The sequence below is a fragment of the Mesorhizobium sp. AD1-1 genome (assembly GCF_020164655.1).
Classification (GTDB): domain Bacteria; phylum Pseudomonadota; class Alphaproteobacteria; order Rhizobiales; family Rhizobiaceae; genus Mesorhizobium; species Mesorhizobium ciceri.
On sequence record NZ_JAIUGP010000019.1, the window covers coordinates 73,143 to 90,936 of the forward strand.

Here is a 17,794-nt window from a genome sequence, read left to right on the forward strand (position 1 = left end):
GCGGCATTTACTGCGGCTTTACCAGATTCCTGAACCCGGCGGTAACCACACCGAAAGGTTTACTGACAAAGCCGCATTTTACGCATTCCGATTCATGTTTCGGTTGCTGCTTGCGCGCCAATGATCGCCGAACCGGGAGGACGTTTCCACCCGTTTGTATCAGACGATCAAGGTGCGTTACGATGAAGACAGTGTTGTTTCCCGTGCTCGGCGCCGTGGCTGTGTTTGCCGCCGGCGTCACACCCTCAACCGCCGGCGACCGCTATGCCGACAGGCCGCCGGTGATGGTGAGCCCCGACCTTTCCGCACCCTGGGTGCTGCAGCTTGGCCATGCGCCCGGCATCGTGCGCCAGAACCGGCAGGTGGTGCAGCAGCAGCGACGCCTGCGCCCGGCGCAGCCCGACCGGGTGCAGACGGCGGCGGTGCAGCCGCCGGCCAAGCGCATGGTCGCGCGTCCCCAGATCAACCCGATCTACCTGCCGCAGGAAGTCGACTATGACGGAGGCCAGAAGCCGGGCACGATCGTCATCGACACCACGCAGAATTTCCTCTTCCTGGTCGAGAAGAACGGCAAGGCAAGGCGCTATGGCGTCGGCACCGGCAAGCCGGGCTTCGAATGGTCGGGTACGCACAAGATCACCAACAAGCGCGAGTGGCCGGACTGGCGCCCGCCGGCGCAGATGATCAAGCGCGAAGCCGCCAAGGGCCGCTATTTGCCGACCTATCTTGCCGGCGGCATGGAGAACCCGCTTGGTGCCCGTGCGCTCTACCTCGGCACCACCGAATACCGCATCCATGGCACCAACCAGCCGTGGACGATCGGCGGCGCGGTGTCGTCGGGCTGCATCCGCATGCGCAACGAGGACGTTGTCGATCTCTATGAGCGGGTCAATGTCGGAACCACGGTCGAGGTGATATAATAGTCCTTGCGAATCACCTGGCCGGCAAAGCAGTCCGCGTTTCGAGGCCAGTTTAGGGATACGGGGGACGGGCCGTATGGGGATGCGGCCGGTCAGGAAGGGCAGCACGGGAAACCGCGCTGCCCTTTCCGTTTTGAGCAGAAATCGAGGGCAAAAGGCCACCCACGCGTCGCGCAACGGGCATAGCGGTTCGCTTTCATGCTGCCCTTTGCCGCGTTCTTTTGCTATCTGGGTGGCAAGTTCCACAAAAGAGTTCACCCATGCCTCTGTCCGAAGACAGCCGTTATCTCAAGGGCGGCCCGGTAGCCCAGCGCATCATCGCCGCCGTTCGCGAGGACGCAGCGATCGCCAAAGCCGAGGGTTTTCCGCCCAAGCTGATCTCGATCACCGTCGGCGACACCGATGCGGTGGACGTCTATGTGCGCAACCAGCGCGCCAAGGCTGAGCTCGCCGGCATCGATTTCGAAGAACGGCGCTTTCCCGCCACCATCACAGCAGGCGAGCTGGAAGCTGCGATCCACGGCCTGAATGCCGATCCGCGCGTTACCGGCATCATCATCCAGCGGCCCGTGCCAGCGCATATCCCCATCAAGACGCTGCAAGCGGCGGTGCATCCGCTGAAGGATGTCGAAGGCATGCATCCGGCCTCGATCGGCAACATCGTCTACAACCAGCTCGATCTCGCGCCTTGCACGGCGGCCGCCTCGGTCGAGCTGCTGAAGGAGACCGGCCTCGACCTCAAGGGACTGGAAGTCGTCATCGTCGGCCATTCGGAAATCGTCGGCAAGCCGATCGCCTTCCTGTTGATGAGCGAAGGCGCGACGGTGACGGTCTGCCACCACATGACGCGATCGGTCGCCGCCCATGCAAGGCGCGCCGATGCGCTGTTCGTTGCCGTCGGCAAGCCGCGGCTGATCAAGGCCGACATGGTCAAGCCGGGCGCTGCCGTCATCGACATCGGCATCAATTCCGAAATCGCCCCCGACGGCTCCAGCCGCATCGTCGGCGACGTCGACACTGAAAGCGTGCGCGAGGTCGCCTCCTGGATCACCCCGGTGCCGGGCGGCGTCGGCCCGATCACGGTCGCCATCCTGCTGCGCAACACCATGGTCGCGCTCAGCCGCCAGCGCGCGCTTTATGAGGCGACCTACGGTACGGCCGACAGGCTTGCGGCGGAGTAAGGACAGGGCGACCTATTCCGCAGCGATCAGGCTTTCTTCCAGAACACCTTCCGGCTTCGGCCCACCATAGGCCCAGTCGAGCAGCTTTATCGTGTGCACCACCGGCATCTTCGCGGCGGAAGCGATTTGCGTGATGCAGCCTATGTTGCCGGTGGCGACGATCGAGGCCCCCGTCGCCTCGATGTTTTTCACCTTGCGGTCGCGCAGTTTGGCCGAGATCTCGGGCTGCAGGATGTTGTAGGTGCCGGCAGAGCCGCAGCAGAGATGCCCTTCGCGCGGCTCGCGCACGATGAAGCCGGCCTTGGCCAGCAGTTCTTTCGGCTGGCGGGTGATCTTCTGGCCGTGCTGCATCGAGCAGGCCGAGTGATAGGCGACGACAGTGCCCGGCTTGCGAACCGGTTCGGGCAGGTCGAGGGTCGAGAGATATTCGGTAACGTCCTTGGCCAGTGCCGAGACGCGTGCGGCCTTGTCGGCATAGGCCGGGTCGAGCCGCAGCATGAAACCGTAGTCCTTGATCGTCGTGCCGCAGCCCGAGGCGGTGATGACGATGGCATCGAGCCCGCCCTGGTCGAGGGCGCGTGTCCAGGCGTCGACATTCTGCCTCGCCGAGGCAAGCGCGGCCTGTTCGCGCCCCATATGATGGACCAGCGCACCACAACAGCCTTCGCCCGGCGGCACCAAGACCTCGACGCCGAGCCGTGTCAGCAGCGAAATCGTCGCCTCATTGATGGCGGGATCGAGCACCGATTGCGCGCAGCCGGTGAGGATGGTGACGCGACCTCTTTTGGTCCCCTGCCCCGCATGGATGCCAGGTGAAGCGCTTGGCGATGCTGCCGGGATCGAGGCCGGCGCGAGCTTGAGCATCGCACTGAGCGGCTTCAGCGCCGGAACCTTGTCGAACAGGCCGATGAACGGTTTGCCCAGCTTCGCCAGCTTGAGCGCGGCGCGAAACCGCTGGGGATAGGGCAGCACGAAGGCCAGCACGGCGCGGGTCAGGCGGTCGAGCAGTGGCCGCTTGTAGGTCTCCTGGATATGGGCGCGGGCATGGTCGACCAGATGCATGTAGTTGACGCCCGACGGGCAGGTGGTCATGCAGGCAAGGCACGACAGGCAGCGATCGATATGAGTGACGATCTGCTTGTCGGCCGGACGGCCGTTTTCCAGCATGTCCTTGATCAGATAGATGCGCCCGCGCGGTGAATCGAGCTCGTTGCCGAGTGTCACATAGGTCGGGCACGTCGCGGTGCAGAAGCCGCAATGCACGCATTTGCGCAGGATCTTTTCCGATTCCGCGACATGCGGATCGGCAAGCTGGGCAAACGAAAAATTGGTCTGCATCGCTAATGTCCTAGGCCATGCGGCCGGGATTGAAGATATTCTTGGGGTCGAATTCCTGTTTCAGGCGGACCGATAGTGCAGCAAGAGCGGGCGGCTGCGGCTCGAACACCGGTAGAGCGGCGCGATGCGAGGGTGCGGCGCGCACCAGCGTCGCATGGCCGCCGCCATGTTTCCTCAACAGCCCGCGCAGCAGAGCGGCTTCCGGATCGCCCTGTTCCATGCGCAGCCAAACCAGTCCGCCCTGCCAGTCATAAAAGGCGCTGACGGCGGCCTGCATGCGCAGCGTCAGGACCATCTGGTGGCTCTGAGAAGGCGTCATCGAGATGCGCCAGACCGGCTTCTCGCTGCCGTCGGCGAAAGGCCTGCAATCGCGAACGTCGCGCCAGATCAGCCGTGAAACCTCGCCGCCAATCTCCTCCAGCGGGCCGGCATTGCCGAGCAGCGTTTTCAGCGCGGCGATGCGGTAGGCGACCGACGGGCCGAAACCCTCGACGCGCAGCAGCGTGGCGGCCTCGCTGCCGAGACTGCCGCTGGCGACGCGCGCGGCGATCCGCTCCGGCAGGTGGGCGGCACTCGATACTTCAGCACTCGAGCCAAGCGCCAGGGCCATGGCGGCGGCCGCGGCATCGTCGAGCAGGCTACGGATGGCGAGCGTGACTTCGGTCTCGGCTGCCGGCAGCACCTTGAAGGTGACGTCGGTGAAGACGGCCAGCGTGCCCCAGCTGTTGGCCATCAGCTTCGACATGTCATAGCCGGTGACGTTCTTGACCACGCGACCGCCCGACTTGAAGGCCTCGCCACGACCGGACACCACATTGATGCCCAGGACATGGTCGCGCGCGGCCCCCGCCTTGAGCCGGCGCGGACCGGAGAGGTTAGCGCCGAGCACACCGCCGATCGTACCTTTGCCCGGTTCGCCACCAAGCAGCGGGCCGTAATCCATCGGCTCGAAAGCGAGCTGCTGGCCGTTTTCCGCCAGCAGTTTTTCGATCTCGGCCAACGGTGTGCCTGCCTTGGCCGACAGCACCAGTTCAGCCGGTTCATAGAGCGTGACGTCAGATAATTTCGACAGGTCGAGCGTGTGTTCGGTTTGCAGCGGCCGGCCGATGCCACGCTTGGAGCCATGGCCGAGGAGTTCGAGCGGCGCCTCTTCCGCCACGGCCCAGGCTATGGTGGAGAGGACTTCGGATGGGGTGGTCGGGGTGAAGGTGGTCATGAAGAGACCGCGCCAGATGCGAGTTCGGATATGCCGAGTTCCCTGGCGCCCCCCTCTGTCCTGCCGGACATCTCCCCCTCAAGGGGGGAGATCGGATGTCGCATATGGCTTCGCCAATCTTCAATGATGACGGAAGGGCGAGGCGCGCAAGCTGCCAATCTCCCCCCTTGAGGGGGAGATGTCCGGCAGGACAGAGGGGGGTGTTCACGCGCCGTCATCACCCTCAAAACCTCGGAATGTCCGGAAACGCCACGTGCCCGCGGTGCACATGCATCCGCCCAAGCTCGGCGCATCGCCGCAGCTGCGGGAACACCTTTCCCGGGTTGAGCAGATGGTTGGGATCGAAGGCGCATTTGACCCGCATCTGCTGGTCGAGATCGATCTGGGTGAACATCTCCGGCATCAGGTCGCGCTTCTCCACGCCCACACCGTGTTCGCCGGTCAAGACGCCGCCGACCTTGACGCAGAGCCGCAATATATCGGCGCCGAAACTTTCGGCCTTGTCGAGTTCGCCCGGTACGTTGGCGTCGTAGAGGATCAGCGGATGCAGATTGCCGTCACCGGCATGAAAGACATTGGCGACGCCGAGACCGTATTTTTCCGACAGCTCGCGCATGCCGGCGAGCACGCGCGGCAACTCCTTGCGCGGGATGGTGCCGTCCATGCAGTAGTAGTCGGGCGAGATGCGGCCGACGGCCGGAAACGCCGCCTTGCGGCCGGCCCAGAAGCTCAGCCGTTCCTGTTCGGACTGCGAAATGCGGCAGGTGGTCGAGCCGTTCTTGTAGGCGATCGCCTCGACAAGGCCGATCAGATGATCGACCTCGACGCCCGGCCCGTCGAGCTCGACGATCAGCAGCGCCTCGACATCGAGGGGATAGCCGGCATGAACGAAATCTTCCGCCGCATGGATCGCCGGCCGGTCCATCATCTCCATGCCGCCCGGGATGATGCCGGCGCCGATGATGTCGGCAACGCACTGGCCGCCCTGCTCGCTGGTCGGGAAGCCGATCAGCAGTGCACGTGCCGTCTCCGGCTTCTTCAGGATGCGCACGGTGACCTCGGTGACGACGCCGAGCAGCCCTTCGGACCCGGTCATGACGCCGAGCAGGTCGTAGCCTTCCGCATCGAGGTGACTGCCGCCCAGCCGCACCACCTCGCCATTCATCAGCACCATCTCGATGCCGAGCACATTGTTGGCTGTGAGGCCGTATTTCAGGCAGTGCACGCCGCCGGAATTCTCCGCGACATTGCCGCCGATCGAGCAGGCGATCTGGGAGGATGGATCGGGGGCGTAGTAAAAGCCCTCCTGCTCGACGGCGGTGGTGATGCCGAGATTGGTGACGCCCGGCTGGGCAACGACGACGCGATTGGGAAAATCGATCCCGAGGATACGGTTGAAACGGCTCATGACCAGCAGCACCGCGTCCTCGAGCGGCAGCGCCCCGCCCGACAGCGAGGTGCCGGAGCCGCGCGGCACGACGCGGATGTTGCGGTCGTTGCAGTATCTCAACACGCGCGAAACCTGCGCCACCGTTTGCGGCAGCACGACAACCAGCGGCAGCTGCCGATAGGCGGTCAGGCCGTCGCTCTCGAAAGCGCGCATGGAATTGGCGGCGTCGACAACGCCCTCACCCGGCACGATGATGCGCATGTCGGCGACGATCTCGTCGCGCCGGCGCATCGTGGCATCGTCTGGTTTCGGCATGGCCAGGCCGGACATCAGCAGCCTCATTTCGCTTGACTGGTCAAAATCTTTTACCAGTGAAGCGCGTTGGGTGCAAATCCTGTAATGGCGGCGAATCCAACTTCAAGGCGGAGACAGGCTTACGCAGCGGCAATCTGCCGCTGCTATTCGCCGGGCGGCTTGCCGGGTTCGGAGTGCATCCGACGCACGCGGCGCACGCCCCACCAGACCAGCAGGATGGCGACAGGCACCGAAGCAGCGGTAATGATCTCCGGCGCGAAGGCATGGCCGAAGATCGAGGCGCCCTTGGCGACATAGCCGACAAGGCCGACCACATAATAGGAGACGGCGGCGACCGAGAGCCCCTCGACGGTCTGCTGCAGGCGCAATTGCAGGCGGGCGCGGTTGTTCATCGAGGCAAGCAGGTCGCGGTTCTGCTTCTCGACCTCGACATCGACCCAGGTGCGCAGCAGCGTCGTGGCGCGGGTCAGTTTTCGCGATAGATTTTCCTGCCGCTCCTCGACCGAGCGGCAGGTGCGCATTGCGGGCGCCACACGGCGCTGCAGGAACCCGCGCCATGTGTCATAGCCGGGCACAGCCTCTTCCTCGAGTGCGTCCAGCCGTTCGCCGACGATGCCGTCATAGGCGCGGCTGGCGCCGAAACGGTAAAGGCTCGACGCCGCGTCCGCCTCCAGCTCCGCCGCAAGTTCGGTCAGATCGGCCAGCAAGGTCTGGCTGTCCCGTGTCCCGGCGACCTTCATCTCCAGCGTGGTCTGCGCCAGCCGGTCTTCGATGCGGCGGGCGCGGCCGGACAAGGTCAACGCCAGCGGCAGGCCGAGCATGGCCAGCGTCCGATAGGTTTCGATGTCGATAAGCCGCTGCGACAACGCGCCGGTGCGCGCCGGGGTCAAGCCGCGATCGAGCAGCAGCATGCGCGTCAAGCCATCGCCATCCTGGCGAAAATCGGTAACGATGGCGGCGTTTCCGCGCTCGACCAGCGAGTAGCACAGGCTGGTCGGATCGAAACCGGCTATCAGTTGCTCGCTTGCTTGCGTCCATTTGCGGATTTCGAGCCTGATGCCGGAGATGCAGGTTCCCGGCGGGGAAAACCCGTTGCCGAAGGGTGAGTCCTCCTGCGTCCTGCCGCTTTCGGAAAGCGGCCCTTCCCACAAATAGGTCGAGAATTCGGTGTGCCGCTCCCAGCGCAGCGAGCCCTTGCCCCATTTCATGGCATGGTGGCGGGCCTGGCGATCGGGCGCGGCGATGCCGAGGCGCCGCGACAGTTCGGAAAGCACCGCGTGGTCGACGCCGGAGCCGCCCTCCGTCATGAAGGCGAGTTGCATCAGGACGCGTGGCTTTTCGATCAGCGGATGCGGCCGGGCATGAACCTCGCCGAGTGCGCCGGGCCGGCCCTCATGCGCGGGAAAGCCCATGACGCTGCCCTTGGCGCGCGGCTGGAATTCGAGATCGGACGGGTCGTCTGACACGGCTTGTTCCCCGGGGGTTTCCTTGAACCCGCTTGCACTCGCGTCCCTCTAGTGCCAATGGCCTGACGACGCAAACGGCAAAGTTAGCCGAAGATCACGGGATCGGGCGGGAAATCGGCCTGCTTTTTGTCAATTGGATAAATAATTTGACCAGTTGGCGAGGCAGGCTCTATTCTGCGGCATCGGTTCACCTTCCAGGCATTCTGTTGAGCGACATTTTTTCCAGGATCGAGCATTCGCGCACCGCCGACGAGGTGGTGCAGCAGATCGAGAGCCTCATCCTCGAAGGCGTGCTGCGCACCGGCGACCGGCTGCCGGGCGAGCGCGAGCTTGCACGCCAGTTCGACGTATCCCGGCCGATCCTGCGTGACGCCCTGAAGGCACTGGAAGGACGCGGCCTTTTGACGACAAGGCCCGGCGGCGGCACGCATGTCGCCGATGTCATCGGCCAGCTCTTCACCAAACCGGTGACGGACCTGATCTCGATGCACCGCAAGGCAGTGACCGACTATCTGGAATACCGCCGCGAGATCGAAGGGGTTGCGGCTGAATATGCGGCACGGCGCGCCACCCCAGACGACATGGCGCTGCTCGATAAGATCATGGCACGCATGGACGATGCGCACCGGACCGGCGACTTCGACGACGAGGCCGAGATCGACGTCGAGTTCCACCACGCGATCTGCGAATGCGCGCACAACATCATCCTTTTGCACACGCTGCGCTCCTGTTATCGGCTGCTGTCGGAGGGCGTGTTCCAGAACCGGCTGCTGGTGTTCACCGTGCCCGGCGCGCGCGACGCCCTGCTCGCGCAGCACCGGGCGATCCATGCGGCGGTGAAGGCCGGCGACCCGGCCACCGCCCGCCAGGCGGCGATGGACCACATCACCTATGTCGAACGGTCGATGGCGGAGGCCGAGCGCAGCGGCGACTGGCAGCGCGTCTCGCGGCTGAGGTTGAAACAGCGCGTTGACGCCACCGATACAGAACCAGCACGCAAACGCTCCTAGCTATCGAAACGGGAAGCCCATGAGCCAGATCCTGACCATCGCCGACCTCAAGGACCTCGCACGCCGGCGTGTGCCGAAGATGTTCTTCGACTATGCCGATTCCGGTTCGTGGACCGAAAGCACGTACCGGGCCAACGAAGAGGATTTCCAGAAGATCAAGTTCCGCCAGCGCGTCCTCGTCGACATGGACAACCGTTCGCTGGCATCGACGATGATCGGCGAGAAAGTGTCTATGCCGGTGGCATTGGCGCCAACCGGCATGACCGGCATGCAGCACGCCAATGGCGAGATGCTGGCGGCGCAGGCGGCGGAGGAATTCGGCGTGCCGTTTACCTTGTCGACGATGAGCATCTGCTCGATCGAGGATGTCGCCTCGGTTACCACGAAGCCGTTCTGGTTTCAGCTCTATGTGCTGCGTGACAAGGATTTCGTGCTCAACCTGATCGACAGGGCAAAGGCGGCGAAATGCTCGGCGCTCGTGCTGACGCTCGACCTGCAGATTCTCGGTCAGCGCCACAAGGACATCCGTAACGGGCTTTCGGCGCCACCCAAGCTGACGCTGACGAACATCTTCGACATGGCCATCCGCCCGCGCTGGTGCGCCGCCATGGCCGGCACCAAGCGGCGGACCTTCCGCAACATTGTCGGCCACGCCAAGGGCGTCGGCAACATGGCCTCGCTGGCATCGTGGACGACGGAGCAGTTCGACCTGCATCTGTCGTGGAAGGACGTCGCCTGGATCAAGGAGCGCTGGGGCGGCAAGCTGATCCTCAAGGGCATTCTCGACAAGGAGGACGCGCTGATGGCGGCCAAGACCGGCGCCGACGCGATCATCGTTTCCAACCATGGCGGGCGCCAGCTCGATGGTGCGTCGTCGTCGATCGGCGTGCTGGAAGAGATTGCCGACGCGGTCGGCGACACGATCGAAGTGCATATGGATGGCGGCATCCGCTCCGGCCAGGATGTCCTGAAGGCGCTTTGCCTCGGTGCCAAGGGAACCTATATAGGCCGGCCGTTTCTTTACGGCCTGGGGGCGCTTGGCAAGGAAGGGGTTACCAAGGCGTTGGAAATCATCCGCAAGGAGATGGACATCACGCTGGCGCTGTGCGGAAAGCGTCTTGTCACCGACATGGGCAAGGACCAGCTCCGGCGCCAGGTCCCGTGACCGCCTGACCACGGAGACACCGAAAAGTTGGCAGAACCCGGCATCCATTTTCTCGACGCGCATGGGCCGGACGGCATGCGTCTCTATGCGATCGGCGACGTCCACGGCCGGCTCGACCTGCTGGCCGCCATGCATCTGCGCATCAGGGCCGAGATCGAGCAGGAGGCGCCTGCCGACTGGCGCGTCATCCATCTTGGCGACTATGTCGACCGCGGGCCGGACTCGAAGGGCGTCATCGACTTCCTGATCGAAGCGCAAGAGCGAGACCCTCGTCACCTGATGCTGGCTGGCAACCACGACATCGGCTTTCTCGATTTTCTCAAGACCCCTGACCCGGAAGGACTTTTCATCCGGTTCGGCGGCATCCAGACGGCACAGTCTTACGGCGTAACGATCAGTGAAGGCACAAGCGTGTGGTTCGGCAAGGCCGAATCGGCCGTGCGCAGAGGACATCAGGCACTGGTCGAGGCCGTGCCGCAAAGCCACATCGGTTTCCTGCGATCGCTGCCGTTTTCCGTGACTTTCGGGGACTTCTTCTTCTGCCATGCCGGCATCAGGCCGGGCATTCCTCTGGAGAAGCAAAACCCGCAGGATCTGATCTGGATCCGCGACGTCTTCCACAACCACCCCGACCTCTATCCGAAGATCGTGGTGCACGGCCACACGCCGGTGCCGGAGGCGGAAGTGATGGCAAACCGCGTCAATGTCGACACGCTTGCCTGGCAATCAGGCATGCTGAGCGCGCTCGTCGTCGACGGCGCGGACAAACGCATCCTGACAATGACGATCAAGGAAGCTTGAGCGCCGCGCGTCGGAGGACGCGAAAGACGCTTCCCGCTTTAGCGCAGCGAGGCGGTGACGCCGTAACCGTCGACGGCGTTGTGGTTGTTGGCTGCGTCGGCGGCATAGATGCCGAGACCGCACAGCACGATGGCGGACAACATGGCAAAGGACAGAAGCGCTGCTTTCACGGAGGTCATCTCTTGTTGAGCTTTCTGCATCTGTGCACCAGGCGGTTACCAATGCGTTGAAACGGAGAATTCGCTTCAAAGTTTCGACGATTTTGCGCTTCTAGGCATGTTCTGTATCAACGGTGTGTCGCGCGGGTCACACAAAAGGTTCATAGCCGTTGCACAGAAGATGCAGAGCGCGCGCCTTCTAGGATGGCGGGCGGACACAAGCCAAGAATGAAACCGTTTTCCCCAGGCGGTTTCACCGCCGCGTGCCAATTATGTCACGCTGGAGGGTACGGAGAGACCAACGCTCAGATGGTCGCTACCCAGGCCCGGGCAATGGCGAGGCCAGCGGCATCCGCATCGGGCCCGTTGCGGGCCATTTCGCCATCGAGCTTGCCGGCCCAGTCGGGATGGCGCGCAGCGATGGTCGGGGCAAAGGACGCGCTCCAGTCCTTGACCATCGGCCGGTCGGCCTCGAAGTGAAACTGGAAACCGTACACGGCGCGGCCGACGCGAAATGCCTGGTTCTCGGCGACATCGTTGCCGGCAAGCCGCACGGCGTTTTCGGGCAACACGAAGGTGTCGTCGTGCCATTGGAAGATCGGGAACTTTGCCGGCAGAGCGCCCAGCACCGGATCGGCCTTGGCGTCAGGCGTCAGCGACACGCCGTGCCAACCGAACTCATTGGCGCCGCCGATACGGTTCTCGCCACCAAAGGCACGAGCGACGAGCTGGCTGCCCAGGCAGATGCCGAGCACGGCGCGATCCTTGTCGGCAAAGTCGCGGGTCAGTTCGAGCAGTGCCGGGAAATAGGGGTACTCATCGTCGGCCAGCGCATTCTGGCCCCCGCCGAGCACCACCATGGCATCATGCCCGGCCGCGTCATCCGGCAGGGGATCGCCCCTGTAAGGGAGACGCAGGTCGAGATCGGCGCCCGCTTCCGCAAGTGCTGCGCCGACCTGGCCGAGGCCGGTATTGTCGTAGTTCTGGACCACCAGCACCCGCATCGCAAAACCCTGCTGACATGAAAAAGCTGCGACGAGCGATATCATGCCGCTCGCATTGCAGCCAAGATGCGTGTCCGGAGAGAAAACTATGCCACTGCAGAACCGGGTCGATCCGTTCGGTATCATCCACGCGGTGCCCGATCGCGGCATGTTCACCGGCAATCGCGGCATCATCCACGACCCAGAGACGAAGACGCTCAAGAAAAAGCGCTGGGCGCTTCAAGCCTGGATCGTCTGCGTCTGCCAATTCCGAAATGTGCGGCGCGAACCGATGGGCCGCAACAGGAAGGGCGGTAAAGCGGGCTGGACCGAGCTGTTCTTCCTCGACGAGGTGACCGCACTGGCGGCCGGGCATCGCCCCTGCTTCTTTTGCCAGCGCGAACGGGCCAGGGATTTCGTCGGCCGCTTCGGCGAAGCCTTCGGCATCGCCGAACCGCGCGCGCCGATGGTCGACAAGCGGCTGCACAAGGAGCGGCTGGCGTCAGGCGGCAAGCCGCCAGTGATTGCGGTTGAAGACCTTGCCGGCCTGCCGGACGGCGTCGTGGTTGCGGATGGCGGCACTGTTTATGCCTTGCGTGGCGGCAAGGCACTGCGCTGGTCCTTTGCGGGATATGAGCACCCCAACGATTTCGACATGCTCAAAAGCAAGACACTCTCGCTACTGACGCCGGCCACGACGCTCTGCGTGCTGCGGCACGGCTTTCGGCCGGTGTGGCATCCGACCGCCGAGGCTTGACGCCGGCGGCCGGCTCGCTCATTCCTCGGCGATGCGCGCCAATTACAAAATGCAACGTCTGTTCGTGACCGACGATCTCGCGCCGGACATCGAATTCGAGGCCGGCCAACAGCAGAGCCACTATCTCCTGCATGTGCTGCGGCTTGGCGAAGGCGCCGAAATCCTGGTGTTCAATGGCCGCGACGGCGAGTGGTCGGCGGCCATATCGGCGAAGACGAAAAGGGCGGTGCGGCTGAAGGTGTCGGCGCTGCAGCGGCCGCAGCCGCCTCTGCCCGATCTCGTCTACTGCTTTGCGCCGCTGAAGCAGGGCCGGCTCGATTATCTCGTGCAGAAGGCGGTCGAGATGGGCGCCGGTATCCTGCAGCCGGTCATTACCCAGCACACGCAAGTGGCCAAGCCGTCGATCGATCGCCTGCGCGCCAATGTCGTCGAAGCTGCCGAGCAATGCGGCATCCTGGCGGTGCCTCAGGTGCGCGAAGCCGAAAAATTCGACCGCCTGTTGACCGGCTGGGACACAGAGCGACGGCTGATCTTCTGCGACGAGGATGCTTCGACCAACAATCCGCTGGCCGCGCTGCAGGCGGTCAAGGACAAGAAGCTTGGGCTGCTGGTCGGGCCGGAGGGTGGCTTTTCCGACGATGAGCGTAAGATGCTGCGCGCCCTGCCCTTCGTCACCGCCATTCCGCTCGGCCCGCGTATCCTGCGCGCCGATACGGCGGCGGTGGCCGCGCTCGCGGTGATGCAGGCAACGGTCGGAGACTGGTGAGACGTCATCCCTTGCAAGGGACGCAGAGTTCCAGCAACGTTCAATTCCTGTTGACCTGTGGCTCAGGATTTTTCGCTTGATCGTCTGCTGACATTTCGTCCATTTACCGCCGGCGGTCATCCGGCCGCCTCTGAGGGTACCATCATGGCGCGCGATACGACCGATTTCCGCCCGATCGAAGGTGTCGACGAACTCGTCGAGCACCTGGCCGAAGGCAACAAGCCGCGCGACAAATGGCGCATCGGCACCGAGCACGAGAAATTCCCCTTCTATGTCGACGGCAATGCACCGGTCCCCTATGGCGGCGAGCGCGGCATCCGCGCCATCCTCGAAGGCATGCAGGAAAAGCTCGGCTGGGATCCGATCGTCGATGATGGCCGCATCATCGGCCTGGTCGAACCGACCGGCCAGGGTGCGATTTCGCTGGAACCCGGCGGCCAGTTCGAGCTTTCCGGCGCACCGCTGGAGACGATCCACCAGACCTGTCGCGAGGGCAATGCCCATCTGGCGCAGGTGCGCGAGATCGCCGAACCGATGGGCATCCGCTTCCTCGGCCTCGGCGGCAGCCCGAAATGGTCGCTTGCCGAGACGCCGAAAATGCCGAAATCGCGCTACGAGATCATGACGCGCTACATGCCCAAGGTCGGCACCAAGGGCCTCGACATGATGTACCGCACCTGCACGATCCAGGTGAATCTCGACTTCGAGAGCGAGGCCGACATGCGCCGCAAGATGCAGGTGTCGTTGAAGCTGCAGCCGCTTTCGACGGCCTTGTTCGCCAATTCGCCTTTCACCGAAAGCCATCCGAACGGCTTGCAGAGCTGGCGCGGCGACATATGGCGTGACACCGACAACCAGCGCTCGGGCCTGCTCGAATTCTGCTTCTCGCCCGATTTCGGTTTCGCCGACTATGTCGAATGGGCGCTCGACGTACCGATGTATTTCGTCATCCGCGACGACCGCTATCACGACATGACCCACATCACCTTCCGCCAGTTCATGGCCGGGGCCGCGCGCAATGAAGTGCCGGACGGGCTGCCGACAATGGGCGACTGGGCGAACCATCTGTCAACGCTGTTCCCGGATGTGCGGCTGAAGCGCTTCCTCGAGATGCGCGGCGCCGATGGCGGGCCATGGCGGCGCATCTGCGCGCTGCCGGCCTTCTGGGTCGGATTGCTTTATGATGAGGCCGCACTCGATGCCGCCGAGGCGCTGACCTCGAGCTGGACGTATGAAGAAACGCTGGCGATGCGCAATGCCGTGCCGGAACAAGGCATCTCCGCACCGTTCCGCAACACCACGCTGCGCGAGATCGCGCGTGACGTGATGGTCATTTCCCGCATGGGACTGAAGAACCGTGGCAAGAAGAACCGCGACGGCTACGACGAGACCTCCTTCCTCAACACGTTGGACGAAGTGGTGGCGCGGGGCACCACCAGCGCCGAGGAGATGCTGTCGGCCTACCACACGCGCTGGGGCGGCTCGATCGAGCCGGTTTTCATGGAATACGCCTATTAACCCTCGGATTTGGCAAAGCTGACCGGCCGGCAAAAGTCGCTTCAATCGGAAGTGGAAACAAACTAGGCTTCTTCGGCGAGGATTTCCGGAGGAGACGCCGATGCCCACCTTGTTCGACATGCTGACGCAGGCCCAGAACGGCAATGGCATGCAGGCCCTTGCCCAGCAATACGGGCTTTCAATGCAGCAGACGCAAGCGGCGGTTGCCGCATTGCTGCCGGCCTTTTCGCAGGGGCTGCAACGCAACACCGCCGACCCCTATGGGCTCGGCGCCTTCATGACGGCGATGGCCAGCGGCCAGCACGCCAAGTATTTCGAGGACGCAACCCGGGCCTTCTCGCCGCAAGGCGTCGATGAGGGCAACGGCATTCTCGGGCACCTGTTCGGTTCGAAGGATCTGTCTCGCGCCGTGGCCAGCCAGGCGGCGCAAGCCAGCGGCGTCAATCAGCAGATCCTGCAGCAGATGCTGCCGGCGATCGCCTCGATGGTCATGGGCGGGCTGTTCAAGCAGACGGCAAACCAGATGCAGGCCGCCGGTGGTTTTGGCGGCGGCGGCAACAATCCGCTCGGCGAGATCATCGAGCAGATGATGCGGCAAGGCGGCGGCATGCAGGCCCCGGCGCCGCAGCCGCGCCAGGCGCCGCCGCCCCAGAACCCGATGGACAACCCGCTCGGCAAGGTGTTGCAGGACATGTTCGGCGGCGGCGCGGCTCAGCCACAGCCGCAAAGCCAGACGCAGCCGGCACCCAATCCCTACGGCGACAATCCGCTCGGCAAGGTGCTGCAGGACATGTTCGGCGGTGGCGCGCCTCAGCCGCAGCCGCAGGGGCGGGCGCAGCCGCAGCCCCAGCAGACGCACAGCCCCTACGGAGACAATCCGCTGGGGAAAATCTTCGAGGAGATGCTGCGGCAAGGTGGCGGTGGCTTAGGCGGCATCCCCGGCGGACAGCCGGCGCCGCAACAGCCTCAAGCGCCCCCGCAACGTCAGGCACCGCAGCCACAGGCCAATCCGAGCGGCCGTCCGAAAAACCCGTTCGACGACCTGTTCGGCAAGATGTTCGAAACCGGCGCCCAGCAGCGTGATGACTACCAGAAGGGCGTGGAGACAATCTTCGACCAGTTTAAGCGGGACATGGACCGGCGGTAGGCGGTCTTCGCTGAGGTAGAAAGAGAAAAGCCCGGTCCTGGGAGGACCGGGCAGAGTGCAGGCGGGCCGGGGGGATCCGGCAGGGAGTGGGAGCCTGCATACTCGTCAGTCGCGTCGAACCCTGAAAAGGTTCACGGCAACCTAAACAACAAGCAACCGATCAGGCCACCTTGCGAGCGAAATCCTCGATCGTTTCGATGCGATCACTGGCGATCTCGCGCAGCATCGCCGTCGGGTCGCGGCCAAACGGCACGTCGATGGCGACATGCAGGTCGGCGCGCGTCAGGCCGATATCGGCGAGTTCGGCGTCCGACATCTCGCCAAGGCGATAGAAGGCGCGGCGGTTTTTCCAGGCGCGGTAGATGTTGGAGACGGTGTTGGCCACGCGCGTCGCAACGGCCGGACGCGAGGTGCGCGAGGTCTCGGTGGCGAAATCAAACGTGGTCATTGTCGGTCTCCTTCAGACTCGAACGGGCGAGACCAAGCAATCGGCGCTGGCGTCAGCGGCCGTTCCGGTCCCAATTCACATGCCTTCATGTGGACAATGCCAATTTGCCATCGGCCGATTGATTAATCCAACGAATGTTTCTAATCTTTACCATCAACACCAGTGATGGATCATGTCGATGAAATCGCCGCTCGATCTCGATCAATTGCAGACCTTCATCTCGATCGCCGATACCGGCAGCTTCACGCGGGCAGCCGAGGAGGTGCACCGGACCCAGTCGGCGGTGTCGATGCAGATGCGCCGGCTGGAGGAGCGGATCGGCAAACCGCTGTTCGAAAAGGACGGGCGCACCAACAGGCTGACCGAGGAAGGCGACAAGCTGCTCTCCTATGCGCGGCGGCTGCTCTATCTCAACCGCGAGACCCTGGCGGCCTTCGACGACCGGCGGCTCGAAGGCACGATCCGCATCGGCACGCCCGACGACTACGCCGATCGTTTCCTGCCCGAGATCATGGCACGGTTCACCCGCTCCAATCCGCGCGTCGAACTCACCGTCATCTGCGAGCCGACGCCGGGGCTGGTCGAGCATATCAAGCGCGGCAATCTCGACCTCGCGCTGGTGACGCACAACGACGTACGCGGCCAGTCGGAGGTGGTGCGGCGCGAACCGCTGCTGTGGGTCACCTCGGCCAATCATGCCACGCATGAGCAGGAAACGCTGCCGATGGCCTTCGGCCGGCCGAACTGCATCTGGCGGCGCGCCGCGGTCGATGTGCTCGACCAGCAGAACCGCGACTATCGCATCCTGTTCACCAGTTTCTCGGCCACCGTCATCACCGCAGCGGTGCTTTCCGGGCTGGCAATCTCGGTGCTGCCGGAATGCGCGCTCAGGCCCGGCATGCGGGTGCTGGGCGAAGCCGACGGCTTCGGCGCCCTGCCCGATTGCCGCATCGGCATCATGCGCGGCCAGACGTCGCGGCCGGAGATCGTCGATGCGCTCGCCCGCCATATTTCGGAAAGCCTGGACAATATCTCCGTGCCGGTCGGCGAAGACCCCGGAACGTTCGATTTCGCAGCGCTCGCCTTCACCAAGCTGCGGCGAACCAAGCCGAACCAGATCCTGCCCGGCTGGTAGGCAGGGCCAGGTGTGCGGGTTATGAACGGCTGGCCCGACGCAACCGCCTTGACGCGGGCGCCCAACCGTTCCCCAATCGG

The 17,794-nt window shown here is 64.0% G+C and carries 17 protein-coding genes; 10 read left to right on the forward strand and 7 right to left on the reverse strand.

The window, feature by feature from the left end; translation table 11 throughout:
* Positions 1–182: 182 nt before the first annotated feature.
* Together LB519_RS27735 and LB519_RS27740 are read left to right on the forward strand one after the other, a co-directional pair.
* Positions 183–920, forward strand: coding sequence for a L,D-transpeptidase (locus LB519_RS27735; protein ID WP_032808011.1), 738 nt, complete (start codon positions 183–185; stop codon positions 918–920).
* 260 nt (positions 921–1,180) lie between these two features.
* Positions 1,181–2,101 carry a bifunctional 5,10-methylenetetrahydrofolate dehydrogenase/5,10-methenyltetrahydrofolate cyclohydrolase gene (locus tag LB519_RS27740; RefSeq protein WP_013530353.1) on the forward strand — a complete coding sequence of 307 codons (921 nt, stop codon included), beginning with the start codon at positions 1,181–1,183 and terminating at the stop codon, positions 2,099–2,101.
* 12 nt (positions 2,102–2,113) lie between these two features.
* On the opposite strand, the gene glcF is transcribed toward LB519_RS27740, so the two are convergent.
* The 4 genes from glcF to LB519_RS27760 all read right to left on the reverse strand — a co-directional run bounded on the left by glcF (position 2,114) and on the right by LB519_RS27760 (position 7,826).
* Positions 2,114–3,439, reverse strand: a complete 1,326-nt coding sequence (gene glcF, locus LB519_RS27745; protein WP_224621644.1) for a glycolate oxidase subunit GlcF — start codon at positions 3,437–3,439, stop codon at positions 2,114–2,116.
* Between the two features lie 10 nt (positions 3,440–3,449).
* Positions 3,450–4,655 carry an FAD-binding protein gene (locus tag LB519_RS27750; RefSeq protein WP_024502329.1) on the reverse strand — a complete coding sequence of 402 codons (1,206 nt, stop codon included), beginning with the start codon at positions 4,653–4,655 and terminating at the stop codon, positions 3,450–3,452.
* 223 nt (positions 4,656–4,878) lie between these two features.
* Positions 4,879–6,375 carry an FAD-linked oxidase C-terminal domain-containing protein gene (locus LB519_RS27755; protein WP_224621645.1) on the reverse strand — a complete coding sequence of 499 codons (1,497 nt, stop codon included), beginning with the start codon at positions 6,373–6,375 and terminating at the stop codon, positions 4,879–4,881.
* Positions 6,376–6,503: 128 nt separating this feature from the next.
* Positions 6,504–7,826: a DUF3422 family protein gene (locus LB519_RS27760; RefSeq protein ID WP_013530349.1), complete on the reverse strand. Its 1,323-nt coding sequence runs from the start codon at positions 7,824–7,826 to the stop codon at positions 6,504–6,506.
* Between the two features lie 206 nt (positions 7,827–8,032).
* On the opposite strand from LB519_RS27760, the gene LB519_RS27765 reads away from it, so the two are divergent.
* From LB519_RS27765 to LB519_RS27775, 3 genes are read left to right on the forward strand one after another with little or no spacing between them, the layout of a single operon-like run.
* Positions 8,033–8,836 carry an FCD domain-containing protein gene (locus tag LB519_RS27765; protein ID WP_032808722.1) on the forward strand — a complete coding sequence of 268 codons (804 nt, stop codon included), beginning with the start codon at positions 8,033–8,035 and terminating at the stop codon, positions 8,834–8,836.
* A gap of 19 nt (positions 8,837–8,855) precedes the next feature.
* Positions 8,856–10,001 (forward strand): alpha-hydroxy acid oxidase, encoded by a 1,146-nt coding sequence (locus LB519_RS27770; protein WP_064994655.1) that lies wholly within the window; start codon positions 8,856–8,858, stop codon positions 9,999–10,001.
* Positions 10,002–10,028: 27 nt separating this feature from the next.
* The gene (locus LB519_RS27775) at positions 10,029–10,802 is read left to right on the forward strand and encodes a metallophosphoesterase (RefSeq protein ID WP_064994654.1); all 774 of its coding nucleotides are present in this window, start codon (positions 10,029–10,031) and stop codon (positions 10,800–10,802) included.
* Positions 10,803–10,840: 38 nt separating this feature from the next.
* Here the strand turns inward: LB519_RS27775 and LB519_RS31275 are convergent, their stop codons facing one another.
* Together LB519_RS31275 and LB519_RS27780 are read right to left on the reverse strand one after the other, a co-directional pair.
* Complete coding sequence (locus LB519_RS31275) at positions 10,841–10,972, reverse strand: hypothetical protein (RefSeq protein WP_013893872.1); 132 nt, start codon at positions 10,970–10,972, stop codon at positions 10,841–10,843.
* Positions 10,973–11,265: 293 nt separating this feature from the next.
* Entirely contained in the window at positions 11,266–11,964 is a 699-nt protein-coding gene (locus tag LB519_RS27780; protein WP_027162214.1) for a type 1 glutamine amidotransferase, read from the reverse strand.
* Positions 11,965–12,052: 88 nt separating this feature from the next.
* Here LB519_RS27780 and LB519_RS27785 point away from each other — a divergent pair, with 88 nt between their 5' ends.
* The 4 genes from LB519_RS27785 to LB519_RS27800 all read left to right on the forward strand — a co-directional run bounded on the left by LB519_RS27785 (position 12,053) and on the right by LB519_RS27800 (position 16,131).
* Positions 12,053–12,700 (forward strand): hypothetical protein, encoded by a 648-nt coding sequence (locus LB519_RS27785; protein WP_064994653.1) that lies wholly within the window; start codon positions 12,053–12,055, stop codon positions 12,698–12,700.
* Positions 12,701–12,731: 31 nt separating this feature from the next.
* The gene (locus LB519_RS27790; protein WP_024502322.1) at positions 12,732–13,466 is read left to right on the forward strand and encodes a 16S rRNA (uracil(1498)-N(3))-methyltransferase; all 735 of its coding nucleotides are present in this window, start codon (positions 12,732–12,734) and stop codon (positions 13,464–13,466) included.
* Between the two features lie 144 nt (positions 13,467–13,610).
* Entirely contained in the window at positions 13,611–14,984 is a 1,374-nt protein-coding gene (locus LB519_RS27795; RefSeq protein WP_013530341.1) for a glutamate--cysteine ligase, read from the forward strand.
* Positions 14,985–15,084: 100 nt separating this feature from the next.
* Positions 15,085–16,131, forward strand: coding sequence for a DUF937 domain-containing protein (locus LB519_RS27800; protein WP_064994652.1), 1,047 nt, complete (start codon positions 15,085–15,087; stop codon positions 16,129–16,131).
* A gap of 160 nt (positions 16,132–16,291) precedes the next feature.
* On the opposite strand, the gene LB519_RS27805 is transcribed toward LB519_RS27800, so the two are convergent.
* On the reverse strand, positions 16,292–16,579 hold the full coding sequence (locus tag LB519_RS27805) for a DUF1127 domain-containing protein (protein WP_224621646.1): 288 nt from the start codon (positions 16,577–16,579) through the stop codon (positions 16,292–16,294).
* Between the two features lie 178 nt (positions 16,580–16,757).
* Between LB519_RS27805 and LB519_RS27810 the strand changes: the two genes are divergently transcribed.
* Positions 16,758–17,714: a LysR substrate-binding domain-containing protein gene (locus tag LB519_RS27810; protein ID WP_013530338.1), complete on the forward strand. Its 957-nt coding sequence runs from the start codon at positions 16,758–16,760 to the stop codon at positions 17,712–17,714.
* Positions 17,715–17,794: the final 80 nt, after the last annotated feature.